This window comes from Vibrio sp. D54, assembly GCF_021728075.1.
GTDB lineage: Bacteria > Pseudomonadota > Gammaproteobacteria > Enterobacterales > Vibrionaceae > Vibrio > Vibrio alginolyticus.
In genome coordinates this window covers 111,961-134,249 of sequence record NZ_JAKKCS010000011.1, presented here as the reverse complement: position 1 = coordinate 134,249, position 22,289 = coordinate 111,961, and the positions used below count along the sequence as shown (strand labels likewise).

Genomic DNA, 22,289 nt, shown 5'->3' with positions numbered 1-22,289 from the left:
GTGAGTGAGACTAATGTCTCATCGTGACGCGATTTTTTTACATGTTTCTTACTTAACTATGATTTCCTGCCCAGTTACGTAAATTCACTCAATAAGTTGCATCAAGTATCACCCCTGCGACTAAGTGCTTCATATTTGAGACAAAACAGCAACAAAAAACCGCCTGTTACGGCGGTTTTGCTTAAAGAATATTGATTAAAGGTTTGGACCTGTCGATGGTCTGTGTGGTTGGTTATTCCGCAGTTGCTGCATCCCTTGAAACATTCGCATAAACCACACCAAGATGGCTAATGCAGCAAACACCATCCCTACCCAAGGAATAAAGTAAGCGATGGTTTCAAGTAAAGTACTATGCAACCAATAATCACTCACGCCAACGAGTACACCATTAGAAGTCGCTACGGTGACAATCAGCACCACAAAAAACGTCAGGTAGAGGAAGAAGGTACGAATCAGACCGTAGTAATGAGAAATCACTACGTCGCTGTCTTCCCCCTTATCCAAACGGTAACCCGCATAGATAATTGCGATAACGCCTGAGATCAAAAACGTAAACGGGGTAAAACAACTCAGGATATACGCAATCCAAATCCCGTTATGATGTTTGTTCATTCGCTTTCGCTCCTTTCTCTGTCGTTGGTTTTGATTCTGTTTCGCCCATCGCTTCTTTAGACTTCACTTCTTCATACCAAAGATCGTGATGCTCTTTCGCCCATGTTTCATCGACTTCACCAGTCACCATGCCTTCTAACGCACCTTCCATACCGAATAGACCGATATAGATGTGGAAAATAAAGCCACAGATCAGAATCAGGGCTGAAATGGCATGAACTAGGTTAGAAAGTTCCATATCTCGGCGAGTTTGCCCAAAGATTGGGAAATCCAAAACTAAACCACTTACCGCGACAATAGCGCCAAAGAAAATCAACAACCAGTAGATGGCTTTCTCACCACCGTTTGAGAACCCTGCCGATGGATGCGTTCCTTTGTGCTTACCAACCATGCCGCCCATTTTCATGAACCAACGAATATCCGTCATGTTTGGAATCGACTTGCGCCACCATTTCAAGAGTACAAACATCAGTAAAATGAAGAACAGTGGCCCCATGTAGTTGTGGTATTGCTTCGCCAACATGACGATAAAGCCCCAAAACTCGGTAGGAACATACGGTTTTAAAAAGTGTTTACCGTAAACCAGCATCAAACCACTAAATGCAAGCGTTAAGAATGTAAACGCCATACTCCAGTGGAGAGCGCGATCCAAGCGAGACCAGCGCTTCATCTTTTTGCCTGTACGAGGCTTACTTAGCATCAAAGGGCCAACAAATACGTAAGCCATGATAACCATCGCGATACTGCCGAAAATCGCGACAGCACCAGCAGGAGACATCCATTTCTCTTTTAGAATGTACCAAGTCTCACCAGGTTTACTGATTAATACGCCATGTTCTGGCGATTTAGACGTGGTATAACCTTCTTGCCCCTCTCTGACTTCACGCCAATAATCTGCACCTGCAAGTTGCGTTATCTCCTGTTGAACCACTTTAGAAGATTGCCCCTCTGCTGAAGCAGGCATTGCGAAAGTCAGCAGCAATGCCGTCATCATTGACAGCATTGCTAGAGACGCACGTTTAAGAGTGTTTAACATGTGCCTCTCCTTACTTAGCTTTTCGTCGCATCGTAAGAAAGATCGTTTCCGTCTGTCCAACCTGCGTTTTTCGCGCCGCGCTCTACCACACGTTGGCGGAAAATATCAGAGACTTTCTCTGCGTCACCCGCAAGTAGTGCTTTTGTTGAACATAGCGATGCACACATCGGTAGTTTGCCTTCTGCGATACGGTTCGCACCATATTTTTGGCGTTCTTCTTCTGAACCTGGTTCAGTGTTTGGACCGCCTGCGCAGAATGTACATTTGTCCATTTTGCCACGTTCACCGAACGCTTCTTGTTTCGGGAACTGCGGAGCGCCAAACGGACAAGCAAACAAGCAGTAACCACAGCCGATGCACAGATCTTTATTGTGAAGTATGATGCCGTCTTCTGTATGCTCGAAACAGTCAGCTGGACAAACCGCCATACAAGGCGCATCTGTACAATGCATACAAGCAACAGAGATCGAGTTTTCACCCGGTTCACCGTCATTAAGTGTCACAACGCGACGACGTTGGATGCCCCATTCAAGCGCATCGTCGTTTTCGTTCTTACATGCAGTAACACAGCCGTTACACTCGATACAGCGTTTGGTGTCACATAGGAATTTCATTCGTGCCATTGTCAGACTCCTTACGCTTTACGAATGTTACATAGGGTTACTTTGGTTTCCTGCATCAAAGTAACAGGGTCGTAACCGTAAGTGGTTGCCGTGTTGGCGGCTTCGCCAACAACATAAGGTTGAGTGCCTTCTGGGTATTTAGGGCGTAGGTCTTCACCTTCGAACTTACCGCCAAAGTGGAACGGAATGAACGCCAAGCCAGGTTTCACACGACGTGTAACCATCGCTTTCACTTTGATGCGTCCCTTCTCTGCACCTTCAACCCAAACATCATCACCATCTCTAAAGCCAAGATCGTTCGCGTCTTTTGGGTTCACTTCGACAAACATTTCTTGTTGAAGCTCGGCAAGCCATGGGTTTGAACGCGTCTCTTCACCACCACCTTCGTATTCAACCAGACGGCCAGAAGTCAGAACGATTGGGTACTCGCCCGATTTGTCTTGCTCTTGAATTGATTTATACAACGTAGGAACACGGAAGATTGCATCTTTGTCATCCCAAGTTGGGTAATCCGTTACAAGGTCACGACGTGGTGTGTAAAGTGGTTCACGATGCAGTGGTACGCGGTCTGGGAACGTCCAAACAATCGCACGCGCTTTCGCGTTACCAAATGGGATACAACCGTGCTTGATCGCGACACGCTGAATACCGCCAGAAAGATCTGTTTTCCAGTTTTTACCCTCTGCTGCCACTTTCTCTTCTGCAGTTAAGTCGTCCCACCAACCAAGTTGTTTCAACAACTTGTCAGTGAACTCTGGGTAACCGTCTTTGATTTCACAGCCTTTCGAATAACTGTCTTCTGCAAGAAGGCTCTTGCCTTCAAATTCCACACCAAAGCGCGTACGGAAGTTACCGCCACCTTCTGCAACCGTCTTAGACGTATCGTACAGAATGTGCGTGCCTGGGTGTTTCATTTCCGGTGTACCCCAACATGGCCAAGGTAGACCGTAGGTTTCACCGTTGACAGGGCCACCTTCCGCTTCCAATGTGGTTTTGTGGAACGTATGCCAGTTTTGTTGGTGCGCTTTCAAACGCTCTGGGCTTTGGCCTGTGTAACCAATCGTCCACATGCCTTTGTTGAATTCACGCGTTAGGTCTTCAATCACCGGCTGGTTATTTTCAACACGGATGTTTTTGAACAGAAGATCGGAATAGCCCAGTTTCTTCGAAAGCAGGTACATGATTTCGTGGTCTGGTTTTGATTCAAACAAAGGTTCAATCACCTGATCACGCCATTGTAGAGAGCGGTTAGATGCGGTAACGCTGCCGTGTGTTTCAAACTGTGTTGTTGCAGGAAGCAGGTAAACGCCGTCGGTACGGTCGTTCATTACCGCAGCAACCGTTGGGTATGGGTCCACAATCACCATCATGTCCAACTTCTGCATCGCTTTTTTCATCTCAACACCACGTGTTTGAGAGTTCACTGCGTGTCCCCAGTAGAACATTGCACGGATGTTTTCGCGTTGACGAATGTTGTCTTTGTTTTCCAGTACACCATCAACCCAACGAGATACAGGAATACCTGCACTGTGCATTGGTTTCTGACCGCTGTAAGCGTTGTCATCGAAACGACCTTTGATCCATTCGTAATCGATTTCCCACACTTTTGACCAATGACGCCAAGCGCCTTCAGAAAGGCCGTAGTAGCCAGGTAGCGTGTCAGAAAGTACGCCAAGGTCGGTTGCGCCTTGTACGTTATCGTGACCACGGAAGATGTTTGCGCCGCCGCCTGATTTACCAATGTTACCAAGCGCTAGCTCAAGCACACAGTAAGCGCGTGTGTTGTTGTTACCAGTAGTATGCTGAGTACCACCCATACACCAAACAATACAGCCCGGGCGATTTTCAGAAAGCAGTTTTGCTGTTTGGTAAACGTCTTCTTCGCTTACGCCTGTTACGCGCTCTACTTCTGCTGGCGTCCACTTCGCCACTTCAGCACGGATCTCATCCATACCGAATACACGTTGACGGATGAACTCTTTATCTTCCCATTGGTTTTCGAAGATGTGCCACAACACACCCCAAATAAATGCTACGTCAGAACCTGGACGAAGAGAAACGTAGTGATCTGATTTCGCAGCAGTACGCGTACGGCGAGGATCCGCTACGACGATCTTACAGTTGTTCTTCTCTTTTGCGATCAGAATGTGCTGCATCGCTACTGGGTGTGCTTCAGCTGGGTTTGAACCAATGAATAGCATCGACTTACAGTTGTGCATGTCATTGAAAGAGTTGGTCATCGCACCGTAACCCCAAGTGTTCGCTACACCCGCCACGGTTGTTGAGTGACAAATACGCGCTTGGTGGTCAACGTTGTTCGTACCCCAAAGTGATGCCATTTTGCGGAACAAGTACGCTTGTTCGTTGCTGTGCTTTGCGCTTCCCAAGAAGTAAACCGAATCAGGGCCGGACTCTTTACGGATGTCCATCACCTTGTTACCGATTTCTTCGATCGCTTGATCCCAAGAAAGCTTTTTCCACTTCCCGTTTTCAAGCTTCATTGGGTATTTTAGACGACGCTCACCGTGACCATGTTCACGCAGTGCTGCGCCTTTTGCACAGTGACCACCGGCGTTAAATGGGTGGTCGAATGCAGGCTCTTGACCCGTCCAAACACCATTTTGAACTTCTGCGTAAATACCACAACCCACTGAACAGTGAGAACAGATAGTACGTTTTATTTCTGTTTTCGCTTCTGGATCGACTGATTTTGCTTGCGCTTTTTTCATCATTCCCGGTGCGAATAGACTAGCACCAACCACTGCGCCACCAGCGGCAAGCGAAGTGTTTTTCATGAATGCACGACGAGATACGCCAAGCTGGTTCGTTTCTTTGCTCACACTGTCGGAGCGTTTGACAAGTTTCATCCGTTATCTCCTAAAGTGTGTCGTAGTAATCGCGAATGTGTTGAGTTTCACGATACCCTTTCTTCTTCACGTCGTTTTCAGAAGGCTCAACCGTTTCTGAAGCAACGGCCACTTTCGTGGTTCCCGCAACAACAGCACCGGCAACGGCAGCGGTTGTGAAGCCTTTTAGGAGATCCCTACGGCTTGTGTTTATTTCTTTATTATCTTTCATCATTGCTTCCTTACCTTACGGTAGATCTTTGGAGACTCATGCCTCTCTATCGATATGACCAAGTACTGCTCGATTACTCGTAATCAGTGACGTTTTTCACATCAATTTTTAATTTGTTCTTACTGCTTTTGGTGTTCACGCTAAAGCGGACTTGCTCTAACGTTAAAAATGCATCGCAAAGCTGTGCAGCTGGCTTGTAGAAGTTCACGCTTTCGGCGCTCTCTAGTTGGCGCGTAAAAGATTGGAACCAAGGAGCAATGTGTTTGTTAAACACCGCTTGTTGAAGTTCTTCCTCTTCACCTGTCAGCATTGCCATCACTTCGCACAGTGCAGAAATATGGTCTTCAGGCTCTTTCACGTTCTCTTCTCGTTCGATGCCTAAAAGATCCAAATCGCGACGAATTTCCGCTAACGGTTTTTCCATCATCGAGCCAGTGCGATGCCAAGATCCGAATGGCACAACTTCACCACGTCCAATGCCAATAAACAGATCTTGATATTCTTCTTCTAACGCTTCTCGCTGCGCTTCGTTCGCGGCTTGTTGCAGTGCGAGCCAAGCTTTTTGCATCGCGCTCTCAGACGGTTCAATTTCTAGCGATTTCAGGAACGCCAGCATTTCATGACTAGGCGCACTACGAAAAAGTGCAGATAGAACGAGATAAATGTCTGTTCTCAGTGTTTGTTCTTGTTGTGTGTCCACTGCGAGCTCCTAGTATTTCAATTGTTTCATTGGGTCTTCTGCCATCGACTCAAACATGTCGATCACACGGCAGTCTTCACACATCGCGATACGATTGATCGCCGCTTCATCAGAGAAATGAGAGTGACCGCGTAACTTGTTTTGTAGCATGTCGATCATCGATTGCGGAGCAAAGGGCTTGTGACAACGAATGCACTCGGCTGCCTTTTCTTCATGAATCACAACCGCTTTCTGGCGTTCTTCTTTCACCCAGTTCATACGAGGAGTAAGCGTCAGCACTTTCTCTGGACACGCTTTCTCGCACAGCCCACATTGAATGCAGTCTTGCTCGACGAATTTAAGCGACGGTGATCGACCGTCCGTATGCAATGCACGTGTTGGACACACCGCCACACAGCTCATACACAACGTACAACCTTTACTTTCACAAGAGACTGTGCCGTAAGGTGCGTTCGCTGGAAGTTCAACAATGTTCTCAACTGGAATACGTGATGCGGACAACGCATCCAACGCCGTAAATAGACGCTGACGTTTGTTACCTTGCAAATCACCTAATGCCAAATCAAAGGACTCAGTACAAAGTGTCGGAGCACCTTCACGTAGTGACTCTAGATACAGAATGTCGATGGTTTCTTTGGCGATACCAAGCTGGCCGATCAGCTCTTGAGCAATACCTACTTCGCTATTAAGCACACGAATAATGGTTTGAGGCATAAAACGTGAAGCCGCAAACAGCACCTGAGTAGCACCATTCACAAGCGCGGCGAACCAAGTATCAATACCAACCGAAGGCAGTTCTTCCACCACAATTGGAATCACATTATCTGGCAGTGCTTTTAGTGCCATCACGTTGTAGCTCTCGTGGCGAGAACTACAAATCAATACGATAGGATCTAAACCACCCGCTTGCTCATAGTTAGCTAGCGTACGTTCAATAAACTTTTGCGTATCTTCAGGGTTTGGCAGTGCGTAATGAATCGCTTCTGTCGGACACGCTGTAGCACAAGTACCCACGCCTTGACATAGGTATGGGTTGATCTCGATGCGATGGCCCGTTTTGTCGCTGCCTTCACTCGATAGTGCCCCTGCCGGACAAGCATCCACACAACGTTCGCAACCTTTTACGCCACGAGAGCTGTGTGCACATAGATCGGTATCTAAACGGAAGAATTTCGGTTTATCGAACGTCCCCATCAAGGTTGGAATTTCTTCCAACGCTTCAACCAGTTTCGGATAGCCACGACCAACTGGGTAGTAGCCCGGTACTGGTACTTCTTCCGACATGCAGCTGTTTAGGCAAAGATCGAGTACGATATCGAAACAATCGCTATTGATCGCGACCTTGGCAAGATTGTTGGTCGAACCATGATTTTCAATCAGAACTTCAAACGTACCTAAGAACCCTGAAACCTGAACCGAATTGGCGTAGTAAAGCTCGGGATTTGTTCCCTTTTCGCCATCGGTAGAAAGCAGCGTTAGGCTGTTCATTTGCGACAATTGCGCTGCCGCACTTTCGATGATTGCCGTTGGGCCCACAATCAAAGTATTACCGCCGCTTTCATAGCTTACGGTTGGTGGAATAAGATTGGTCAACTCTACGGTATTTTCGAAAGCGTACAGCCTCGCTTTACCGTTATTGGAAGTTGCTTGTTCTAATAATTGTTTCAGCATTGCTCAATTCCATTTATGAACATGGATAGTCTTTTCCATCTCTTAGTGTAGTTAGCGCCGGAGATTCTGCTGATTAACTTATCAATGAGCGTTCTTATTCCGCCATCTATAGGCGATGAATACTACGCAGTGCGTCCGTGCTAACTTCAACCAGATTGGTATTGAGCAACAAATAGCAAATGTCATGCCAACAAAATATCAATTAAAATTCAATCACTTAGATATTTTACCGACAAATAGTAGGGATAAAAAAACCGGTTGAGACATTTTGTCCCAGCCGGTTCATTGAGTGTTTAGTCAAAATGTACCTATTCTTTGTGTGGTATATTTTGTCTCACCTCGTTAGGCGGTGATTCCTCAGCAAAAGTATCACCTTCACCAGGCACTGTATTTATATACAGTTCATTTTCATCTTGGGTAATTCCGGCACTTTTTTCGGCGTTTGGTTCTGCGTCTTCAACCACTTCAGATGCGATATCGTCAGCGTTAAGTTCAGATCCTTGCGTCGTTGCAGCGTCTGGTTCTTCTTCCACTTTTTCTTTAACCCAATCACGTAGCGTCTCTGCGACGTCTTTAGAAAGTGACTTTAAGTTACTGTAATCATCATCGTAATCGTCTAGGCCATCACGCACGTTAAATTCTTCGGACAAGAACATTTTGCGCAGCGCGGCTTTCTTAACGCTTTCTGAAGCTTCAGAAACCAGCAGTTGCGCCACAGACATTTCTTCGGGCTTTTCAGTCTCTACATTCGCGGTAATGTCTGGAGCCTGACTAACCTCATTGACGTTCAAAGCGTCTGAGCTTTCGTCAGCGTTTGAAAGCGCTGTGACACTATCTTCGGATTGCTCCGTCTCTGCTACCGGTGTGATCTCTTCATCCTGTTGGGAAGATTCTTCTAATTTACGTTTCGACCAACGGCTTAAAAAACTAGTTGCCATTTGCTCTGCCCGCTCCTTTGCGTTTCTTACGTCTTACTTCTAACAACTCACCGTGACGACCGATGAAGGCTTCCATCCAAGCCTGAACGGCTAACGGCATATCGTTGGATAGTACAAGGTTGTCGCCATCCATATATTGCGCCGCGACAGATTGTGAAGCCGTTAGTAGCTGTATCGCTGGTTTTTCACCAGACTCGACGTTATCCATCACTAAAAAAAGTTTAGGTTGCTGAGAGCTTAAGTTAAAGCGGTAGTCTGTACGCTCGTCTTTGTGCAATTGCAACAGACAAACATCTGGAGTCTCTTCCGTCGGATTTAGCGCAAATCCCGTCAACTGCCATTGGGTTGTCACCCAAATCCCTGTACTGATCTCATGCTCAACAAGCTCTACGCCAATTGGCCATGCGTCTTCAGTCTTCTCGTAATTGTTCTCGAAATCTTTCTTATCCGACATAACTCACCCAGTTTTTCTATTTTGGTCTGAAAGCAATCAGGACACCTTGACCTTACTTTCGACCATTTTATTGACTTATAAGCAATAAACGAGCCACACTAATAAAGCTTAGCCTATTCATGTCCTCTGGCTATAAGTACCAAACTAGCCGAAACTCAAATGTACGGATGTGTCATTACTGCGAACTCGCAGTTTTAATGCATTGTTGACATAAAACCTCGCAATTTTTGTGGGAACCGCTATTTTGGAACGAGATTTGCTTTGCTAACCACTTAGCAAGCTAAATGCGTAGCAACCTAACGCTCTTAATCACTAGGACACGACTGTGCTGAAACCAAATATTATTAAAACCAGTGAAAATCCCATGCAAACCATTGAAGTCGATGTGTACGACGAGTACGGCGAAAAGCTCACGAAGCAAATCGCGTGCGAGCGTCCTCTTACGGTCATGCTGAACTGGAAAGAAGTGGTCACACTCATGACGCTAGGTTCGCGTCCAGAAGCACTAGTACTCGGTTATTTAAAAAACCAAAGCTTCCTGTCCGATCCAGCCGCGATTGAATCCGTTATTATTGACTGGGAAACGCATTCCGCAGCGGTGATTACTAAAGAAAACACTGAACACTTAGAAGGCGCCCTGAAAAAGAAAACCGTCACCTCAGGTTGTGGCCAAGGCACTATGTATGGCAACGTGATGAAGCAGCTTGAAAATTATCAAGTGCCTCAAGTTTCTCTTAAGCAGTCAGAAATTTATTCTGCGCTGGAAGCGTTAACCCATTACAACGACACCTACAAAAAAGCGGGCGCAGTACACGGCTGTGCGGTTTGCAAAGGGAATGAGGTGTTGTCATTTGTGGAAGATGTCGGCCGTCACAACGCAGTGGATACACTTGCAGGTGAGATGTGGCTCAAAGAAGAGACAGGTGAAGATAAAATTTTCTACACAACTGGTCGCCTTACATCAGAGATGGTGATTAAAGTGGCTCAAATGGGCATTCCTGTTCTGCTTTCTCGCTCTGGCGTTACTCAAATGGGGTTAGATCTAGCGAAGCAATTTGGTATTACGACCATTGCGCGTGCGAAAGGTTTGCGCTTCCAAGTGTTTACAGGAGCCAACAAGGTTGAATTTGATGTAAAAGGCAACCAATAACACCTTTTCAGTGTAAACTAAAACCAATAATGCGGATTCACAGAGGATGTGGACTATGAATAATGACCAATTGTGGAATTTTCTGCTTACGCCCAGCGGTATCATGCTTTCTATGATTATTACCTTTGGCGTGGTCGGGATCTATGCGTATATAACCGGTCAGTTTAAGGATTAAGGCCAAATATCAAAAAAGCCTCGCTAAATAGCGAGGCTTTTGCTTTTTAAACGCTTTGCGAGTTATTACGCGTCAACGCCACGAGATTTTAGGAACTCAGAGTACGTGCCTTTGAAGTCCGTGATCTTGCCATCGCGGATTTCGATAATACGCGTTGCTAGCGAGTCTACGAATACACGGTCGTGAGATACGAAGAACAACGTGCCTTTGTATTGCTCAAGCGCCGTGTTCAAAGATTCAATTGATTCCATGTCCATGTGGTTGGTTGGTTCGTCCATTAGCAGCATGTTTGGCTTGTGCATCATTAGCTTACCAAGCAGCATACGACCTTGCTCACCACCAGACAGTACTTTTACTGACTTCTTAATGTCATCTTGACCAAACAGCATACGACCAAGGAAACCACGAACGACTTGCTCGTCATCACCTTCTTGACGCCATTGACCCATCCAATCCGTTAGATTCATATCTTCTGCAAAGTCATGCGCGTGGTCTTGCGCGTAGTAACCGATGTTTGCATTTTCAGACCATTTGAACTCACCAGCACGCGGTTCAAGTACACCAGCAAGCGTGTTTAGAAGTGTTGTTTTACCCACACCATTTTCACCGATGATAGCAACGCGCTCTCCCACTTCAAAAATTGCATTGAAGTCTGAGAACAAGTCCTCTTCAAAACCTTGGCTCAGGTTTTCTACAATCAGAGCGTTACGGAACAGCTCTTTAGACTGTTCAAAACGAATGAATGGGTTTTGACGACTAGACGCTTTCACTTCGTCCAGTTTGATCTTGTCGATTTGCTTCGCACGAGATGTCGCTTGTTTTGCTTTCGATGCGTTTGCAGAGAAACGCGCAACGAAAGTTTGTAGCTCAGCGATTTGTGCTTTCTTCTTCGCGTTGTCGTTTAGTAGACGTTCGCGAGCTTGAGAAGCCGCCGTCATGTACTCGTCGTAGTTACCAGGGTAAACGCGTAGCTCACCGTAGTCCAAGTCAGCCATGTGTGTACATACTGAGTTTAGGAAGTGACGGTCGTGCGAAATGATGATCATTGTGCAGTTACGCGCGTTTAGCGTATCTTCCAACCAACGAATTGTGTCCATGTCCAAGTTGTTGGTAGGTTCGTCAAGAAGCATCACATCTGGGTCTGCGAATAGAACCTGCGCTAGAAGCACACGAAGTTTCCAGCCTGGTGCTACTTCACTCATTAGACCGAAGTGTTGCTCCATTGGGATACCTACAGCAAGAAGAAGCTCGCCCGCTTTGGCTTCTGCCATGTAGCCGTCCATTTCAGCAAACTGAACTTCTAAGTCAGCCACTTTCATGCCGTCTTCTTCGCTCATCTCAGCAAGTGAGTAGATGCGGTCACGCTCTTTCTTCACTTCCCATAGCTCTTTATGGCCCATGATGACGGTATCGATTACCGTAAATTCTTCGTAAGCGAACTGGTCCTGGTTCAGTTTTGCAACGCGCTCGTTTGGATCGTAGCTTACGTTACCACTGGTTTGCTCAAGCTCGCCGCTGAGGATCTTCATAAAGGTTGATTTACCACAACCGTTAGCTCCAATTAAGCCATAGCGATTGCCTTCGCCGAACTTAACTGAAATGTTTTCGAATAGCGGCTTAGCGCCGAATTGTTGAGTAATATTCGCTGTGGAGATCAAAACCTTTACCTTAGCAATTGGGGTGTATTTAGAAAAACCGGGCAACGGTACTTGTTCATGCTACATACTGCAAGTGTTGTTTTTATTAATTCATCGCTAGTGAAACCATCGCAGTGCTTCTTCAAAGCAAAAAGCTCAAGCACAAATGCGTCATTGAATACAAAAAAGAGCCAGTATTATAACTGGCTCTTTCTTCCGTAATGCTTACAACAAGTGACTAAGCGATATTCGTCACCTCTAGGATCAGTTCGGCTTTTTTAGGTAAATAAATACTGAATTTACTGCCTTTTCCCCATTCAGACTCTGCTTTTAACTCACCACCCGTTTGGCTGAGAATACTTTGGGAGACCGATAGCCCTAACCCTGTGCCTTCTCGTTTAGTTGTGTAAAATGGCGAGAAGATTCGACTCAAGTTTTCTGGTTTAATACCGCAGCCCTCATCGATAACATGAATCGCGGCTCCTTTCACTTCGCCCTCTTCAATCCAGTCTTCACTGACTACGGTTAACGTGCCTTTACCGCTCATTGCGTGAATGGCGTTCATTTGCAAATTAACTAAGATTTGTAGCAAGTGGTGACGGTTTATCTCAACGGACGTATGCGCTTGTAGGTCAGTCACAAACTCAACGTCGCGTTTCTTGGTGCCAGTTTTAACCAAGGTGATGCTTTCATCAATGATAGGATTGACATGTTGCCAAGTGATTTCATCTTGAACACCGCCTTGGCGACTGTATTGCAATAAACTGCGTGTGATATTGCGGATACGATCAATTTGCGCGTGAATCGCATCAATTTCTTCTTGTACTCGACTTGCATCGTCACCCAATTCAAAATGGATCAATTCTACGTTGCCAAGAATCACGGCGGTTGGGTTATTAATTTCGTGAGCAATCCCCGCGGTGAGTTCTCCCAGTGCTGCCAGTTTTTCATGAACAACGAGTTTGTCGCGGGTTTGGTTGAGCAATTGAATATGCAGTTCAAGATCTTGGGTTTTTTCTCTCAGGCTTGCCGTACGCTCTTGAACTTTGCATTCAAGTTGAGTTGCGGAGTTTTTCAATTCAATTTTGCGCTCTTCTAGCGCGTCTAACATATCATCAAACTGTCTGGCTAACTGCGCAAGTTCATGATCGGCATCTAATCCTAACGGGCCAATCCGTTTTTCTTTACCTTGTTGGACCTGCTTCACCACTTTATGAATGCGTTCGATCGGTCGAAACAGATCATAAGAACCGCGATATACCATCACGCCGGAAACCAGCAATAACATAACCGTAATCAAGCTGATTTCGGCAATGTTCGTCATGTAGGCTTTAACGAATGGCCACATGAGGTAACCAGTATAAAGCATACCAATAACATTGTCGTATTGGTCTTTGATCGGTTGATACGCCGTAATATACCAAGCGTCATACACATAAGCGCGATCAACCCACTGTTCACCCTTAGAAAGTACTTGGTTATACACTTCGGCGCTCACGCGAGTGCCTATAGCGCGCCCTAGTCTATGATCGCTGTCTAGAGGAACGTTGGTGCTCACACGCAAATCATCGAGAAATACCGTCAACGTACCCACAGGGCGAAGGCGGTCGTTATCACTTAAGTAAATGAGATCGCGGATTTGATCCACCAGCACTGTGCTGTTGTTAAGGAGCAAACCACCATCAAGAAAGCCGATCAAATCGTTCGCTTGGCTGTATACCGGAATCACGGTCCGACTGACTAACCCACGCACCTCCCTGTCACCATCAGCAAGAATAGGCACTTCTGCTCGTTTGGCGAGTTCAGGATCGAGGCGTTCGAGTTCTTCTTTATTGAGTACATCAAAAAACGATTCGCGCTTGGTGAGATCCATAAAGCGGAATTTGTTTTCCATGGAATTAACGCGTTGGAAAGAGAGAAAATCTAAAGCATATCTTTTCTTCTGCTCTGTGACCCACTTTTGCAGGTCACCTTGTGGCGTTCCTTGATTAATGCGAATACGGAAATCGTACGAATCGGCAAACGCCCGCACGTAATTGGCTTGCTTTTGCTGTAACAACGTTACACTGTTATTTGCAACACCAAGACGTTCCGAGACATCAAGCAGCGCATTTTGCCACGTGTAATGAATAGACCAATAAATGGTAATGCCGATCAGAGCTAACAATGTGAGGAAAATCGGCGCAGAGGTTAAGAATAATAAGCGATAACGCACCATGGTTTTAAAACGGTGCGTCCATTTTGACAATCCTTTGTGCTGTGGGCCGTTAGTCGGCATATTCCTCACCCTCAGAATCCCATTCTTTGTACTTACGTTCTAAGGTCTTGCGAGCTACGCCCAAGTCACGAGCAGCAGCAGACTTATTGCCTTCATGCAAGTTAACGACTTGTTTAATATGTGCTTTCTCGACTTCTTTTAACGTCCAGCTGTTTGGATAGCCTTCGCCAGTAAATTCTTTGCCTTCTCTAAAGGTTGGTAACTCAGCAGAGTGAGAAACAGTAATCGACACATTAGGTAGTGAATGCCCGCCATTTAGCTCTCGCCAATAGTGTGCAGGTGGTTTGCCAAGCAAGATACAACGCTCAATCAAGTTTTTCAGTTCACGAATGTTTCCCGGCCAATCGTACTCACTCATGGCTTCCATGTCCTCGTGAGCCCATTTTGGCGCAGGCATACCGAGCTCGCGCGTCAGCATGTTGCTGAAAAATGGCACCAACTCAAATAAGTCGGTTTTGCGCTCTCGCAGCGGACACACTTCAATTTTCAGAACGTTTAAACGGTAATAGAGGTCACTGCGGAAATTACCTTGATTGACCTCTTCTTGCAGATTTCGGTTGGTTGCCGCTACGATACGGACATCAATACTGATCTCTCTTTCTGAACCGACAGGGCGAATCGTACGCTGCTCTAACACACGTAATAATGATGCCTGCATTGCAAGTGGCATCTCCCCGATTTCGTCAAGAAATAAGGTGCCACCGTTCGCAACACGGAACAAACCTTCACGCGATTTTTTTGCACCGGTAAACGCGCCCGATGTATGACCAAACAACTCACTTTCTAAAAGCTCTGGTGCAATCGCGCCGCAGTTGATTGGCACAAACGGGCCCGTTCGCCCACTCGCCTGGTGGATACCTCGTGCAACTAGTTCTTTACCCGTACCCGACTCACCTTCCACCAAAACAGAAGCGCGTGATGGTGCAAATTGGTTAATAAGTTGCTTAAGCAGACGCGTTTTTTCTGAGCCGCCGATGATCTCTGAGGTATTGTGACGTTGGTAATCGCGTGTCATGGCGTACTGCATGCGTTCGTTCAAACGGCGATCCATACAGCGACTGACCGCTTTTAACATCTGCTCAAGGTTGAATGGTTTGAGGATAAAGTCGGAAGCACCGAGCTGTAGCGCTCGAATGGCAATTTCTAAATCCGCATAACCCGTCATAAAAATCACATCGGCACGTTTGTCATCATCTTCAAACGCTTCTTCCCACTCAATTCCAGAACGCCCTGGCAGATTAATATCCAGTAAGATCAGATCATAATGTCGAGAATTACGCAGTTGTTCTGCTTCTTCGATGCTACCAGCTGTATCGACATGTGAAAAAAGCTTACCCAATGCCTTTTTCAAGATGGCTTGCATGCCTAATTCATCATCGACGACCAGTACGGAAAAGGCGCTATATTGTTGGTTTGTACTAAGATGGGATTGAGTAGACATATTTACCCCAGATGGATTTCGATGGGACAGAGTGTACCAAGTTTAAACAGAGATACCCTACAAAAAGTGCGACATTTTGTACCAACGCAAACTTTTATGCAAATAACCCCATGATTTAGTGCATAAACCAAGCACTTTAAGCTTGTAAAAGGTTGGCATCTTGTTTGCTATAAGGTGGATACGGAGCGCATTTAAGTGATCTCAGGATGTTGATGTTTGCTTATTCCAACACCCTAAGACAACTTGCGTATTACGCTAATCGCTCTCGTCCAAAAAGGCTTCTCCCTAAAACCTGGAGAGATTCCAAAGAATCATTGGAAAGGAACACATAAAAATGAAAAAAATTGCGCTAACTCTGGCTGCAACGTCTATCACGCTTGTAAGTTACTCTGCGTTTTCTGCTCAAGACGGAGAACATGTTCGCCTTGCAACCACAACCAGTACTTACCATTCAGGTTTACTTGATTACCTGCTTCCACAATTTGAAAAAGACACGGGCTACAAAGTCGATGTTATTGCTGCAGGTACGGGTAAAGCCTTAAAAATGGGCGAAAACGGTGACGTAGATTTGGTGATGACACATGCACCAAAAGCTGAAGGCGCATTTGTTGAGAAAGGCTACGGCGTTTTACCTCGCAAGCTAATGTACAACGACTTTGTGATTGTAGGCCCGAAAGCTGACCCAGCAACAATCAAAAATGACGAAGGCGTGTTAGATGTATTCAAAGAGATCGCAAACAAAAACGCAACGTTCATCTCTCGCGGCGATGATTCTGGTACGCACAAAAAAGAAATGGGCTTCTGGGCTCAAACTAAAATCGAACCGAACTTTGGTGGCTACCGTAGCGTAGGTCAAGGTATGGGCCCAACTCTAAACATGGCGTCTGAAATGCAAGGCTACACCATGACGGACCGCGGCACATGGCTGGCTTACCAAAACAAATTGGATCTAGAAATTCTGTTCCAAGGCGATGAAAAACTGTTTAACCCGTACCAAGTTATTCTTGTTAACCCTGAGCGTTACCCAACGATCAACTACCAAGGTGCGAAGGCATTCAGTGATTGGTTGGTAAACCCTCGCGGACAAGAACTTATCAATGGTTTCCGCCTAAACGGTAAACAACTGTTTGTTGCGAATGCTGAGAGCAAATAACGCAATATGAATCTTGCTGATACAACACTGGAAGCGCTTCGCTTACTGGTGAATTTTGATGCAGACCTATGGGAGATCGTTGCGGTCTCCTTTAGTGTTTCTATTACGGCAATATCCCTAGTGGTATTGCCGGCTATTTTGATGTCCTTTGTACTGGCGTATACCGACTTTCGCGGTAAATGGTTTTTGTTGTCGATCGTAAATACGCTGCAAGCGGTCCCTACCGTGGTGATTGGCCTGTTGCTGTACATGTTGCTGTCGCGTGCTGGCCCTTGGGGAGACTGGCAAATGCTGTTCACTCAGAAGGCAATGATCTTCGGCCAAATGGTGATCTGCTTCCCTGTTTTGGTATCGATGATGCATGGTGCATTACAATCTAGCGACCGTCGTGCAGTGGAAACTGCCATCACGCTGGGCGTCTCCATTCCGCGCTTGGCAGCTACGATGATTTGGGAAACCCGCTTTCCTCTACTTGCGGCTATCATTGCAGGGTTTTCACGTATCGTGACCGAGGTGGGCTGCTCAATGATGGTTGGTGGGAACATTATGGGCGTGACGCGAAATATTCCCACGGCTATTGCAATGGAAAGCAGTAAAGGTGCTTTTGTGCAAGGAGTTGCATTAGGAATTGTATTACTATCTTTAGCGTTGGCTCTAAACTTCTTCTTATCAAGCATGAGAGGCAAAGGCTACCTCAGAACATAGAACATGAAGCAAACAAACGACTCACCATTAACCCCATGTCGAGGCGAATTATGACTATAAAAATCACCGCCGAACAGTTATCCATGCGCTTTAAAGAGCGTGTGCTTTTCCACATCCCTGAGTTAGCCATCGGCCCAAATGATGCCATTTATCTCAAGGGTGACAATGGTGTGGGCAAAACTACCCTACTCAAAATCCTTGCTGGCTTGCTCAAACCCTCTACTGGTGATGTTGTTGCGCCAAAAGATACGTGGCTGAAAAGACTGACGCGTCGCAATGGTCGTGTCGATGTGATTTATCTCCATCAATCCCCTTACCTTTTTGACGGCACTGTATATGAAAACGTAGTCTATGGAGTGAAATATCAACAAGACACGCAAAAAGATAAGCGAGCTCAAGTTATTCACGCGCTGCGCATGGTAGGTTTAGAAACCTTAGCGGACGAACATATTTCCGTGTTGTCCGGCGGTGAAAAACAGCGCGTTGCCATGGCAAGGGCTTGGATCTTAAAACCGTCGATTTTATTGATGGATGAGCCAAGTGCGTCTTTAGACCAAGAATCCATTGAACGATTGGTGGTGATGGCAAAAGATCTTTTGGATCGTGGTTCCAGTATCGTGGTGACAAGCCATCAGGCCAACGCACTGACCGACTTATGTAAAAAACAGTGGTGGATTAAAGACAAGACTTTGATAGAGTCTCCTCTGTTGTATGTCATACCAAAAGAAACATCCCAAGAGAATGCATATGCTTCAACCAACACAAACTAGTTGGGTCATTTTGGCTGGTGGTCAAGCCAGCCGTATGGGTGGAAAAGATAAAGGTCTGATTGAGTTAAATCAGAAGCCACTCATCGAACACGTTATTGAACGTTTATCTCCACAAACTCCACGCATTTTAATTAATGCCAACCGAAACCAAGATGCGTACAGCAAATTTGGTTTCGTATTTAGTGATCAATTCAAAGATTTCCCTGGGCCTATGGGCGGTATTCACGCGGGTTTGATGCATGCTGAAACTGACTGGGTCGGATTTGTACCTTGCGATAGTCCACAAATTAACACCGACCTTGTCGAGCGTTTCTGCCAGTTCGTCAAAGAAGACAGCGATATTTTGGTCGCGCATGATGGTGACCATCAGCAACCTGTTTTTACGCTCTACCACAAGCGCGTACTGCCAAAACTCACCGCGTTTTTAGAACGTGGCGACCGCAAAATCATTCTGCTCTACAAAGAGTGCAACACCAGTTACGTTGACTTTAGCGACTCACCAAACTGTTTCGTCAACTTGAACACTCCGGAAGAACTGGCGCAATTTGGACAATTAGAATCATGAAACACACGCTAAACATTCCTATTCTTGGTTTTGCAGCTTATTCAGGCACCGGCAAAACCACACTACTTGAAGCCCTATTGCCAAAGCTAACTGAAGCGGGCCTGCGCATTGGCATGCTAAAGCATGCGCACCACAACTTCGATGTCGATAAGCAGGGTAAAGACAGCTACCGTTTACGCAAAGCTGGCGCATCTCAAATGCTGATTGCTTCTCGCAACCGTTTTGCGTTAATGACAGAAACGCCAGAAGCCGAAGTGGAGTTTGAATACCTATTAACACGTTTTGATGAAGACATGCTTGATGTGGTTTTGGTCGAAGGCTGCAAAAACATCGCGTTTCCTAAAATTGAATTGCATCGTGAAGAAGTGGGTAAACCTTGGCTTTATCCAAACGATGAAAACATCATTGCTATCGCTTCCGACAGTGCGGAGTTAGATTCTGAGCTCCCTCAAATGAACATCAATGATTTGGATGCCATCGCTCAATTTGTTCTTCAATACGTTCAAGAAGCGAAAGCGCCAAAAAACAAAGAGAAAGAAGCCGCATGTTGCGACACACTTTCTCCTGCTTTCCTTTCTGTGGTTCAAGGCCAAGAGAAAATCCTTTCTTTGGTGAACACGGTTTCGGAAATAGAAGCATGCAAGATTGAAAACGCCTATGGCCGCGTTCTTGCGGAACATATCGTTTCACCAGTAAATGTGCCGCAATACACCAACTCCGCGATGGACGGTTATGCCATCCGCAGTGATGATGTTGAGCGCGATAGCTACCAAGTGGTTGCTGAAGTGATGGCGGGCCATGCTTACGATCAGCCTCTGGAAGTTGGTCAAGCAGTTAAGATCATGACTGGCGCACCAACACCACGTAACGGCGATACAGTGGTCATGCGTGAGCAAGCCATTCAAGAAGGTGACAAGGTCACTTTTAACGGTGCGAATATCAAAGCAGGCCAAAACGTTCGTCAAGCAGGTGAAGATCTCGCTATCGGCAGTGACGTCTTTACCGCAGGCACTCGCCTCGCCTCTCCAGAAATGGGCATGATCGCTTCGCTTGGCTTTGGTGAAGCGAATGTATTCCGAAAATTGAAAGTTGCCGTGTTCTCCACCGGTGACGAAGTACAAGCGCCGGGAACAGAGCAAAAAGCGAATTCTATCTACGATTCCAACCGCTTTACCATCATGGGCATGCTTAAAAAACTCGGCTGCGAGATCTTGGACTTCGGTATTCTGGAAGACAACGAACAGTTAATGATTGAAGCGTTGGAAAACGCATCGGTGCAAGCAGACGTGGTTATGACTTCTGGTGGCGTATCCGTTGGTGATGCGGATTACATCAAACTTGCCTTGGATAAACTTGGTCAAATCGATTTTTGGCGAATCAACATGCGTCCGGGACGTCCATTAGCGTTTGGTCAAATCAACAACAAGCCGTTCTTTGGTCTGCCGGGCAACCCTGTGGCAGTGATGGTTTCATTCATCAACTTTGTTGAGCCTGCACTGCGTAAGATGCAAGGCGAACAAGGCTGGAAGCCTCTGAAAGTGAATGCCATCGCGACTGAAAATCTTCGCACTCGACAAGGTCGTACCGAGTTTAGTCGAGGAATCTATGAACTGGATGCAACTGGCCGTTTAACCGTTCGTACAACAGGCAAGCAAGGCTCTGGTATTTTGCGCTCAATGAGTGAGGCAAACTGTTTGATCGAAATCTCCCCAGCTATTGATACAGTAAAAGCGGGAGAAAGCGTGACAATTATCCCACTTCAAGGCAGAATCTAGCTCAAACTAGAAATTCAAAGGTCAGCGAGTCTGGCCTTTTTGTTTAATACAGAAACCTTTTCAGAGAGACAGCTATGGCTCGCACCATTCTTTACACTTACAAAGACCAAGACAAAGAACTGACGTTCTCATACCAGCAACACCGCAACATTCAAGAAGCAGTTGCAGAAGCCGAAGGTATCGATATCACTGAGTTCCTAAAGATGGAGCAACAAATCGAAGCAGTGTCTGACACTAAAGCGGTGCGAAACTACCGCGACAACTACTTCAGAAAATTAGGCTTTAGCAAAATCACCCTAGCTCAAAAAGAAAACCTGGGCGTAGGCAAAAAGAACAAATAAGCTTAGCTGCAAACAGAAAACTCACGATTCGTCGTGAGTTTTTTATGCATGCTACTTTTGTTCATGATCCATACCCGAGCATACCGAAATTACTTAGGTATATGAGTTACTTGGTATACAAGTAAAAGCCCCGTTTTACCTTGATGGTCTAAACGGGGCTTTAAATTTCTTCTTACTTTGTATCGAGTAAGGTTTCAGTCACTACTTGATGTTTAAGAACGCAGCGCCGCGTACACCACCTGAATCACCGTGTTTTGCTTTGATGATCTTAGGACACTTAGCTACAGACAATAAGTGTTTAGGGATGCGTTTTGGCATCTCTTCGTAAATCAATTCGAAGTTAGATAAGCCGCCACCAAGTACAACGGTGTGTGGGTCTGTTGCAGTAAACAGGTTTGCAAAGCAGATCGCTAGCAGCTCCATAAAGCGCTCGACGTGCTCTACTGCTTTCTCCTCACCCTCTGCGTGCGCTTTAATAATGTCGATCGCTTTCTTCTCTTCGCCGTAGTAATGCGCGTAAAGAAGCTCGAAACCACGACCAGATAGGTAACTATCTAAACAGCCTTTGTTGCCACAGCCACAACCCAGTAATGGTGCGTTTTCGCCTAGGTGGAACCATGCGTCGATAGGAAGACGTGTGTGACCCACCTCACCCGCTACGTGGTTACGGCCAGAGAATACTTTGCCTTCGTAGATAAAGCCGCCACCAAAACCAGTACCAAGGATCAAACCTAGTACAGATGGTTCATCTTGAAGATCTTCGTCCCAGGCTTCAGAAAGCGCGAAACAGTTTGCATCGTTTTCAATTTTTACGCTGCGACCGATTTTAGCTTCTAGATCAGCACGAAGTGGTTTGCCTTTTGCCGCAGGAACGTTAACTGTTAGTACCGTTGCATCATCGGCGTCTTCCATACCTGGTAGGCCAAGACCAATCGTACCTTCGCAGCCAAACTCTGTATCGTATTTATTCACCAATTCCGCAATGGTATCAACCAGCAGCTCGTAGTTGTCTGTTGGTGTAGGTACACGTTCCGTCGCTACACGCTCAAGCTTCTCGTTAAATGCACCAAATTCAATTTTAGTGCCACCGACATCAAAGCCGTAATACATGTATTTCTCTCCTAAAAAATGCTTCAAACGACTCTCAAAAATGGCTAGAGTCAAAAGTATAAACTGATGGCATTATC

General features: G+C 46.0%; 20 protein-coding genes. 7 read left to right on the top strand and 13 right to left on the bottom strand.

The annotated features are described in order from the left end of the window. Positions 1 to 195: 195 nt before the first annotated feature. The 9 genes from L3V37_RS15480 to L3V37_RS15440 all read right to left on the bottom strand — a co-directional run bounded on the left by L3V37_RS15480 (position 196) and on the right by L3V37_RS15440 (position 9,112). Positions 196 to 612: a hypothetical protein gene (locus L3V37_RS15480; protein ID WP_182019396.1), complete on the bottom strand. Its 417-nt coding sequence runs from the start codon at positions 610 to 612 to the stop codon at positions 196 to 198. Further along, positions 596 to 1,648, bottom strand: coding sequence for a formate dehydrogenase subunit gamma (locus tag L3V37_RS15475; RefSeq protein ID WP_017448546.1), 1,053 nt, complete (start codon positions 1,646 to 1,648; stop codon positions 596 to 598). Before L3V37_RS15475 ends, L3V37_RS15480 begins: the two co-directional genes overlap by 17 nt. A gap of 14 nt (positions 1,649 to 1,662) precedes the next feature. Then, the gene (gene fdh3B / locus L3V37_RS15470; RefSeq protein WP_237306560.1) at positions 1,663 to 2,271 is read right to left on the bottom strand and encodes a formate dehydrogenase FDH3 subunit beta; all 609 of its coding nucleotides are present in this window, start codon (positions 2,269 to 2,271) and stop codon (positions 1,663 to 1,665) included. A gap of 11 nt (positions 2,272 to 2,282) precedes the next feature. Further along, on the bottom strand, positions 2,283 to 5,138 hold the full coding sequence (locus tag L3V37_RS15465) for a formate dehydrogenase subunit alpha (RefSeq protein ID WP_237306559.1): 2,856 nt from the start codon (positions 5,136 to 5,138) through the stop codon (positions 2,283 to 2,285). A 10-nt stretch (positions 5,139 to 5,148) separates the two neighbouring features. Then, positions 5,149 to 5,349 (bottom strand): twin-arginine translocation signal domain-containing protein, encoded by a 201-nt coding sequence (locus L3V37_RS15460; protein WP_005377542.1) that lies wholly within the window; start codon positions 5,347 to 5,349, stop codon positions 5,149 to 5,151. Positions 5,350 to 5,422: 73 nt separating this feature from the next. Next, complete coding sequence (locus L3V37_RS15455; RefSeq protein ID WP_237306558.1) at positions 5,423 to 6,049, bottom strand: molecular chaperone; 627 nt, start codon at positions 6,047 to 6,049, stop codon at positions 5,423 to 5,425. Positions 6,050 to 6,058: 9 nt separating this feature from the next. Further along, on the bottom strand, positions 6,059 to 7,720 hold the full coding sequence (locus tag L3V37_RS15450) for a 4Fe-4S dicluster domain-containing protein (RefSeq protein WP_237306557.1): 1,662 nt from the start codon (positions 7,718 to 7,720) through the stop codon (positions 6,059 to 6,061). A 308-nt stretch (positions 7,721 to 8,028) separates the two neighbouring features. Beyond that, positions 8,029 to 8,658, bottom strand: coding sequence for a DUF3306 domain-containing protein (locus L3V37_RS15445; RefSeq protein WP_025788722.1), 630 nt, complete (start codon positions 8,656 to 8,658; stop codon positions 8,029 to 8,031). Continuing rightward, on the bottom strand, positions 8,648 to 9,112 hold the full coding sequence (locus L3V37_RS15440) for a DUF3305 domain-containing protein (RefSeq protein WP_005396177.1): 465 nt from the start codon (positions 9,110 to 9,112) through the stop codon (positions 8,648 to 8,650). Before L3V37_RS15440 ends, L3V37_RS15445 begins: the two co-directional genes overlap by 11 nt. Before the next feature lie 325 nt (positions 9,113 to 9,437). Between L3V37_RS15440 and L3V37_RS15435 the strand changes: the two genes are divergently transcribed. Next, positions 9,438 to 10,262 (top strand): formate dehydrogenase accessory sulfurtransferase FdhD, encoded by an 825-nt coding sequence (locus L3V37_RS15435; protein WP_237306556.1) that lies wholly within the window; start codon positions 9,438 to 9,440, stop codon positions 10,260 to 10,262. Positions 10,263 to 10,502: 240 nt separating this feature from the next. Here the strand turns inward: L3V37_RS15435 and L3V37_RS15430 are convergent, their stop codons facing one another. The 3 genes from L3V37_RS15430 to L3V37_RS15420 all read right to left on the bottom strand — a co-directional run bounded on the left by L3V37_RS15430 (position 10,503) and on the right by L3V37_RS15420 (position 15,793). Beyond that, complete coding sequence (locus L3V37_RS15430) at positions 10,503 to 12,095, bottom strand: ABC-F family ATPase (protein WP_025766654.1); 1,593 nt, start codon at positions 12,093 to 12,095, stop codon at positions 10,503 to 10,505. A 217-nt stretch (positions 12,096 to 12,312) separates the two neighbouring features. Continuing rightward, positions 12,313 to 14,352: a cache domain-containing protein gene (locus L3V37_RS15425; RefSeq protein ID WP_237306555.1), complete on the bottom strand. Its 2,040-nt coding sequence runs from the start codon at positions 14,350 to 14,352 to the stop codon at positions 12,313 to 12,315. After that, positions 14,342 to 15,793, bottom strand: a complete 1,452-nt coding sequence (locus L3V37_RS15420; RefSeq protein WP_064353911.1) for a sigma-54 dependent transcriptional regulator — start codon at positions 15,791 to 15,793, stop codon at positions 14,342 to 14,344. The genes L3V37_RS15425 and L3V37_RS15420 overlap by 11 nt, the downstream gene beginning before the upstream one ends. Positions 15,794 to 16,127: 334 nt before the next feature. On the opposite strand from L3V37_RS15420, the gene L3V37_RS15415 reads away from it, so the two are divergent. From L3V37_RS15415 to L3V37_RS15390, 6 genes are all read left to right on the top strand, one after another. Further along, entirely contained in the window at positions 16,128 to 16,946 is an 819-nt protein-coding gene (locus tag L3V37_RS15415) for a substrate-binding domain-containing protein (RefSeq protein ID WP_005389522.1), read from the top strand. 6 nt (positions 16,947 to 16,952) lie between these two features. After that, positions 16,953 to 17,651, top strand: a complete 699-nt coding sequence (locus L3V37_RS15410; protein ID WP_237306554.1) for an ABC transporter permease — start codon at positions 16,953 to 16,955, stop codon at positions 17,649 to 17,651. 50 nt (positions 17,652 to 17,701) lie between these two features. Next, positions 17,702 to 18,421: an energy-coupling factor ABC transporter ATP-binding protein gene (locus L3V37_RS15405; protein WP_025766658.1), complete on the top strand. Its 720-nt coding sequence runs from the start codon at positions 17,702 to 17,704 to the stop codon at positions 18,419 to 18,421. Further along, a complete protein-coding gene (mobA, locus tag L3V37_RS15400; RefSeq protein WP_005377572.1) occupies positions 18,399 to 18,986 on the top strand; it encodes a molybdenum cofactor guanylyltransferase MobA in 588 nt (195 codons plus the stop codon). Before L3V37_RS15405 ends, mobA begins: the two co-directional genes overlap by 23 nt. Further along, positions 18,983 to 20,761 (top strand): bifunctional molybdopterin-guanine dinucleotide biosynthesis adaptor protein MobB/molybdopterin molybdotransferase MoeA, encoded by a 1,779-nt coding sequence (locus L3V37_RS15395; RefSeq protein WP_237306553.1) that lies wholly within the window; start codon positions 18,983 to 18,985, stop codon positions 20,759 to 20,761. The genes mobA and L3V37_RS15395 overlap by 4 nt, the downstream gene beginning before the upstream one ends. A 74-nt stretch (positions 20,762 to 20,835) precedes the next feature. Continuing rightward, positions 20,836 to 21,102, top strand: coding sequence for a DUF2960 domain-containing protein (locus L3V37_RS15390; RefSeq protein ID WP_005377584.1), 267 nt, complete (start codon positions 20,836 to 20,838; stop codon positions 21,100 to 21,102). A gap of 201 nt (positions 21,103 to 21,303) precedes the next feature. Here the strand turns inward: L3V37_RS15390 and nagK are convergent, their stop codons facing one another. Next, positions 21,304 to 22,212, bottom strand: a complete 909-nt coding sequence (nagK, locus tag L3V37_RS15385) for an N-acetylglucosamine kinase (protein ID WP_005377586.1) — start codon at positions 22,210 to 22,212, stop codon at positions 21,304 to 21,306. Positions 22,213 to 22,289 lie beyond the last annotated feature (77 nt).

What these genes read in the sequence shown, in the direction of transcription:
- L3V37_RS15475 (WP_017448546.1), bottom strand. Translation starts at nt 1,648, where the DNA reads ATGTTAAACACTCTTAAACGTGCGTCTCTAGCAATGCTGTCAATGATG.
- nagK (WP_005377586.1), bottom strand. Translation starts at nt 22,212, where the DNA reads ATGTATTACGGCTTTGATGTCGGTGGCACTAAAATTGAATTTGGTGCA.
- fdh3B (WP_237306560.1), bottom strand. Translation starts at nt 2,271, where the DNA reads ATGGCACGAATGAAATTCCTATGTGACACCAAACGCTGTATCGAGTGT.
- L3V37_RS15405 (WP_025766658.1), top strand. Translation starts at nt 17,702, where the DNA reads ATGACTATAAAAATCACCGCCGAACAGTTATCCATGCGCTTTAAAGAG.
- L3V37_RS15410 (WP_237306554.1), top strand. Translation starts at nt 16,953, where the DNA reads ATGAATCTTGCTGATACAACACTGGAAGCGCTTCGCTTACTGGTGAAT.
- L3V37_RS15395 (WP_237306553.1), top strand. Translation starts at nt 18,983, where the DNA reads ATGAAACACACGCTAAACATTCCTATTCTTGGTTTTGCAGCTTATTCA.
- L3V37_RS15415 (WP_005389522.1), top strand. Translation starts at nt 16,128, where the DNA reads ATGAAAAAAATTGCGCTAACTCTGGCTGCAACGTCTATCACGCTTGTA.
- L3V37_RS15420 (WP_064353911.1), bottom strand. Translation starts at nt 15,793, where the DNA reads ATGTCTACTCAATCCCATCTTAGTACAAACCAACAATATAGCGCCTTT.
- L3V37_RS15450 (WP_237306557.1), bottom strand. Translation starts at nt 7,720, where the DNA reads ATGCTGAAACAATTATTAGAACAAGCAACTTCCAATAACGGTAAAGCG.
- L3V37_RS15390 (WP_005377584.1), top strand. Translation starts at nt 20,836, where the DNA reads ATGGCTCGCACCATTCTTTACACTTACAAAGACCAAGACAAAGAACTG.
- L3V37_RS15425 (WP_237306555.1), bottom strand. Translation starts at nt 14,352, where the DNA reads ATGCCGACTAACGGCCCACAGCACAAAGGATTGTCAAAATGGACGCAC.
- L3V37_RS15445 (WP_025788722.1), bottom strand. Translation starts at nt 8,658, where the DNA reads ATGGCAACTAGTTTTTTAAGCCGTTGGTCGAAACGTAAATTAGAAGAA.
- mobA (WP_005377572.1), top strand. Translation starts at nt 18,399, where the DNA reads ATGCTTCAACCAACACAAACTAGTTGGGTCATTTTGGCTGGTGGTCAA.
- L3V37_RS15480 (WP_182019396.1), bottom strand. Translation starts at nt 612, where the DNA reads ATGAACAAACATCATAACGGGATTTGGATTGCGTATATCCTGAGTTGT.
- L3V37_RS15440 (WP_005396177.1), bottom strand. Translation starts at nt 9,112, where the DNA reads ATGTCGGATAAGAAAGATTTCGAGAACAATTACGAGAAGACTGAAGAC.
- L3V37_RS15465 (WP_237306559.1), bottom strand. Translation starts at nt 5,138, where the DNA reads ATGAAACTTGTCAAACGCTCCGACAGTGTGAGCAAAGAAACGAACCAG.
- L3V37_RS15460 (WP_005377542.1), bottom strand. Translation starts at nt 5,349, where the DNA reads ATGAAAGATAATAAAGAAATAAACACAAGCCGTAGGGATCTCCTAAAA.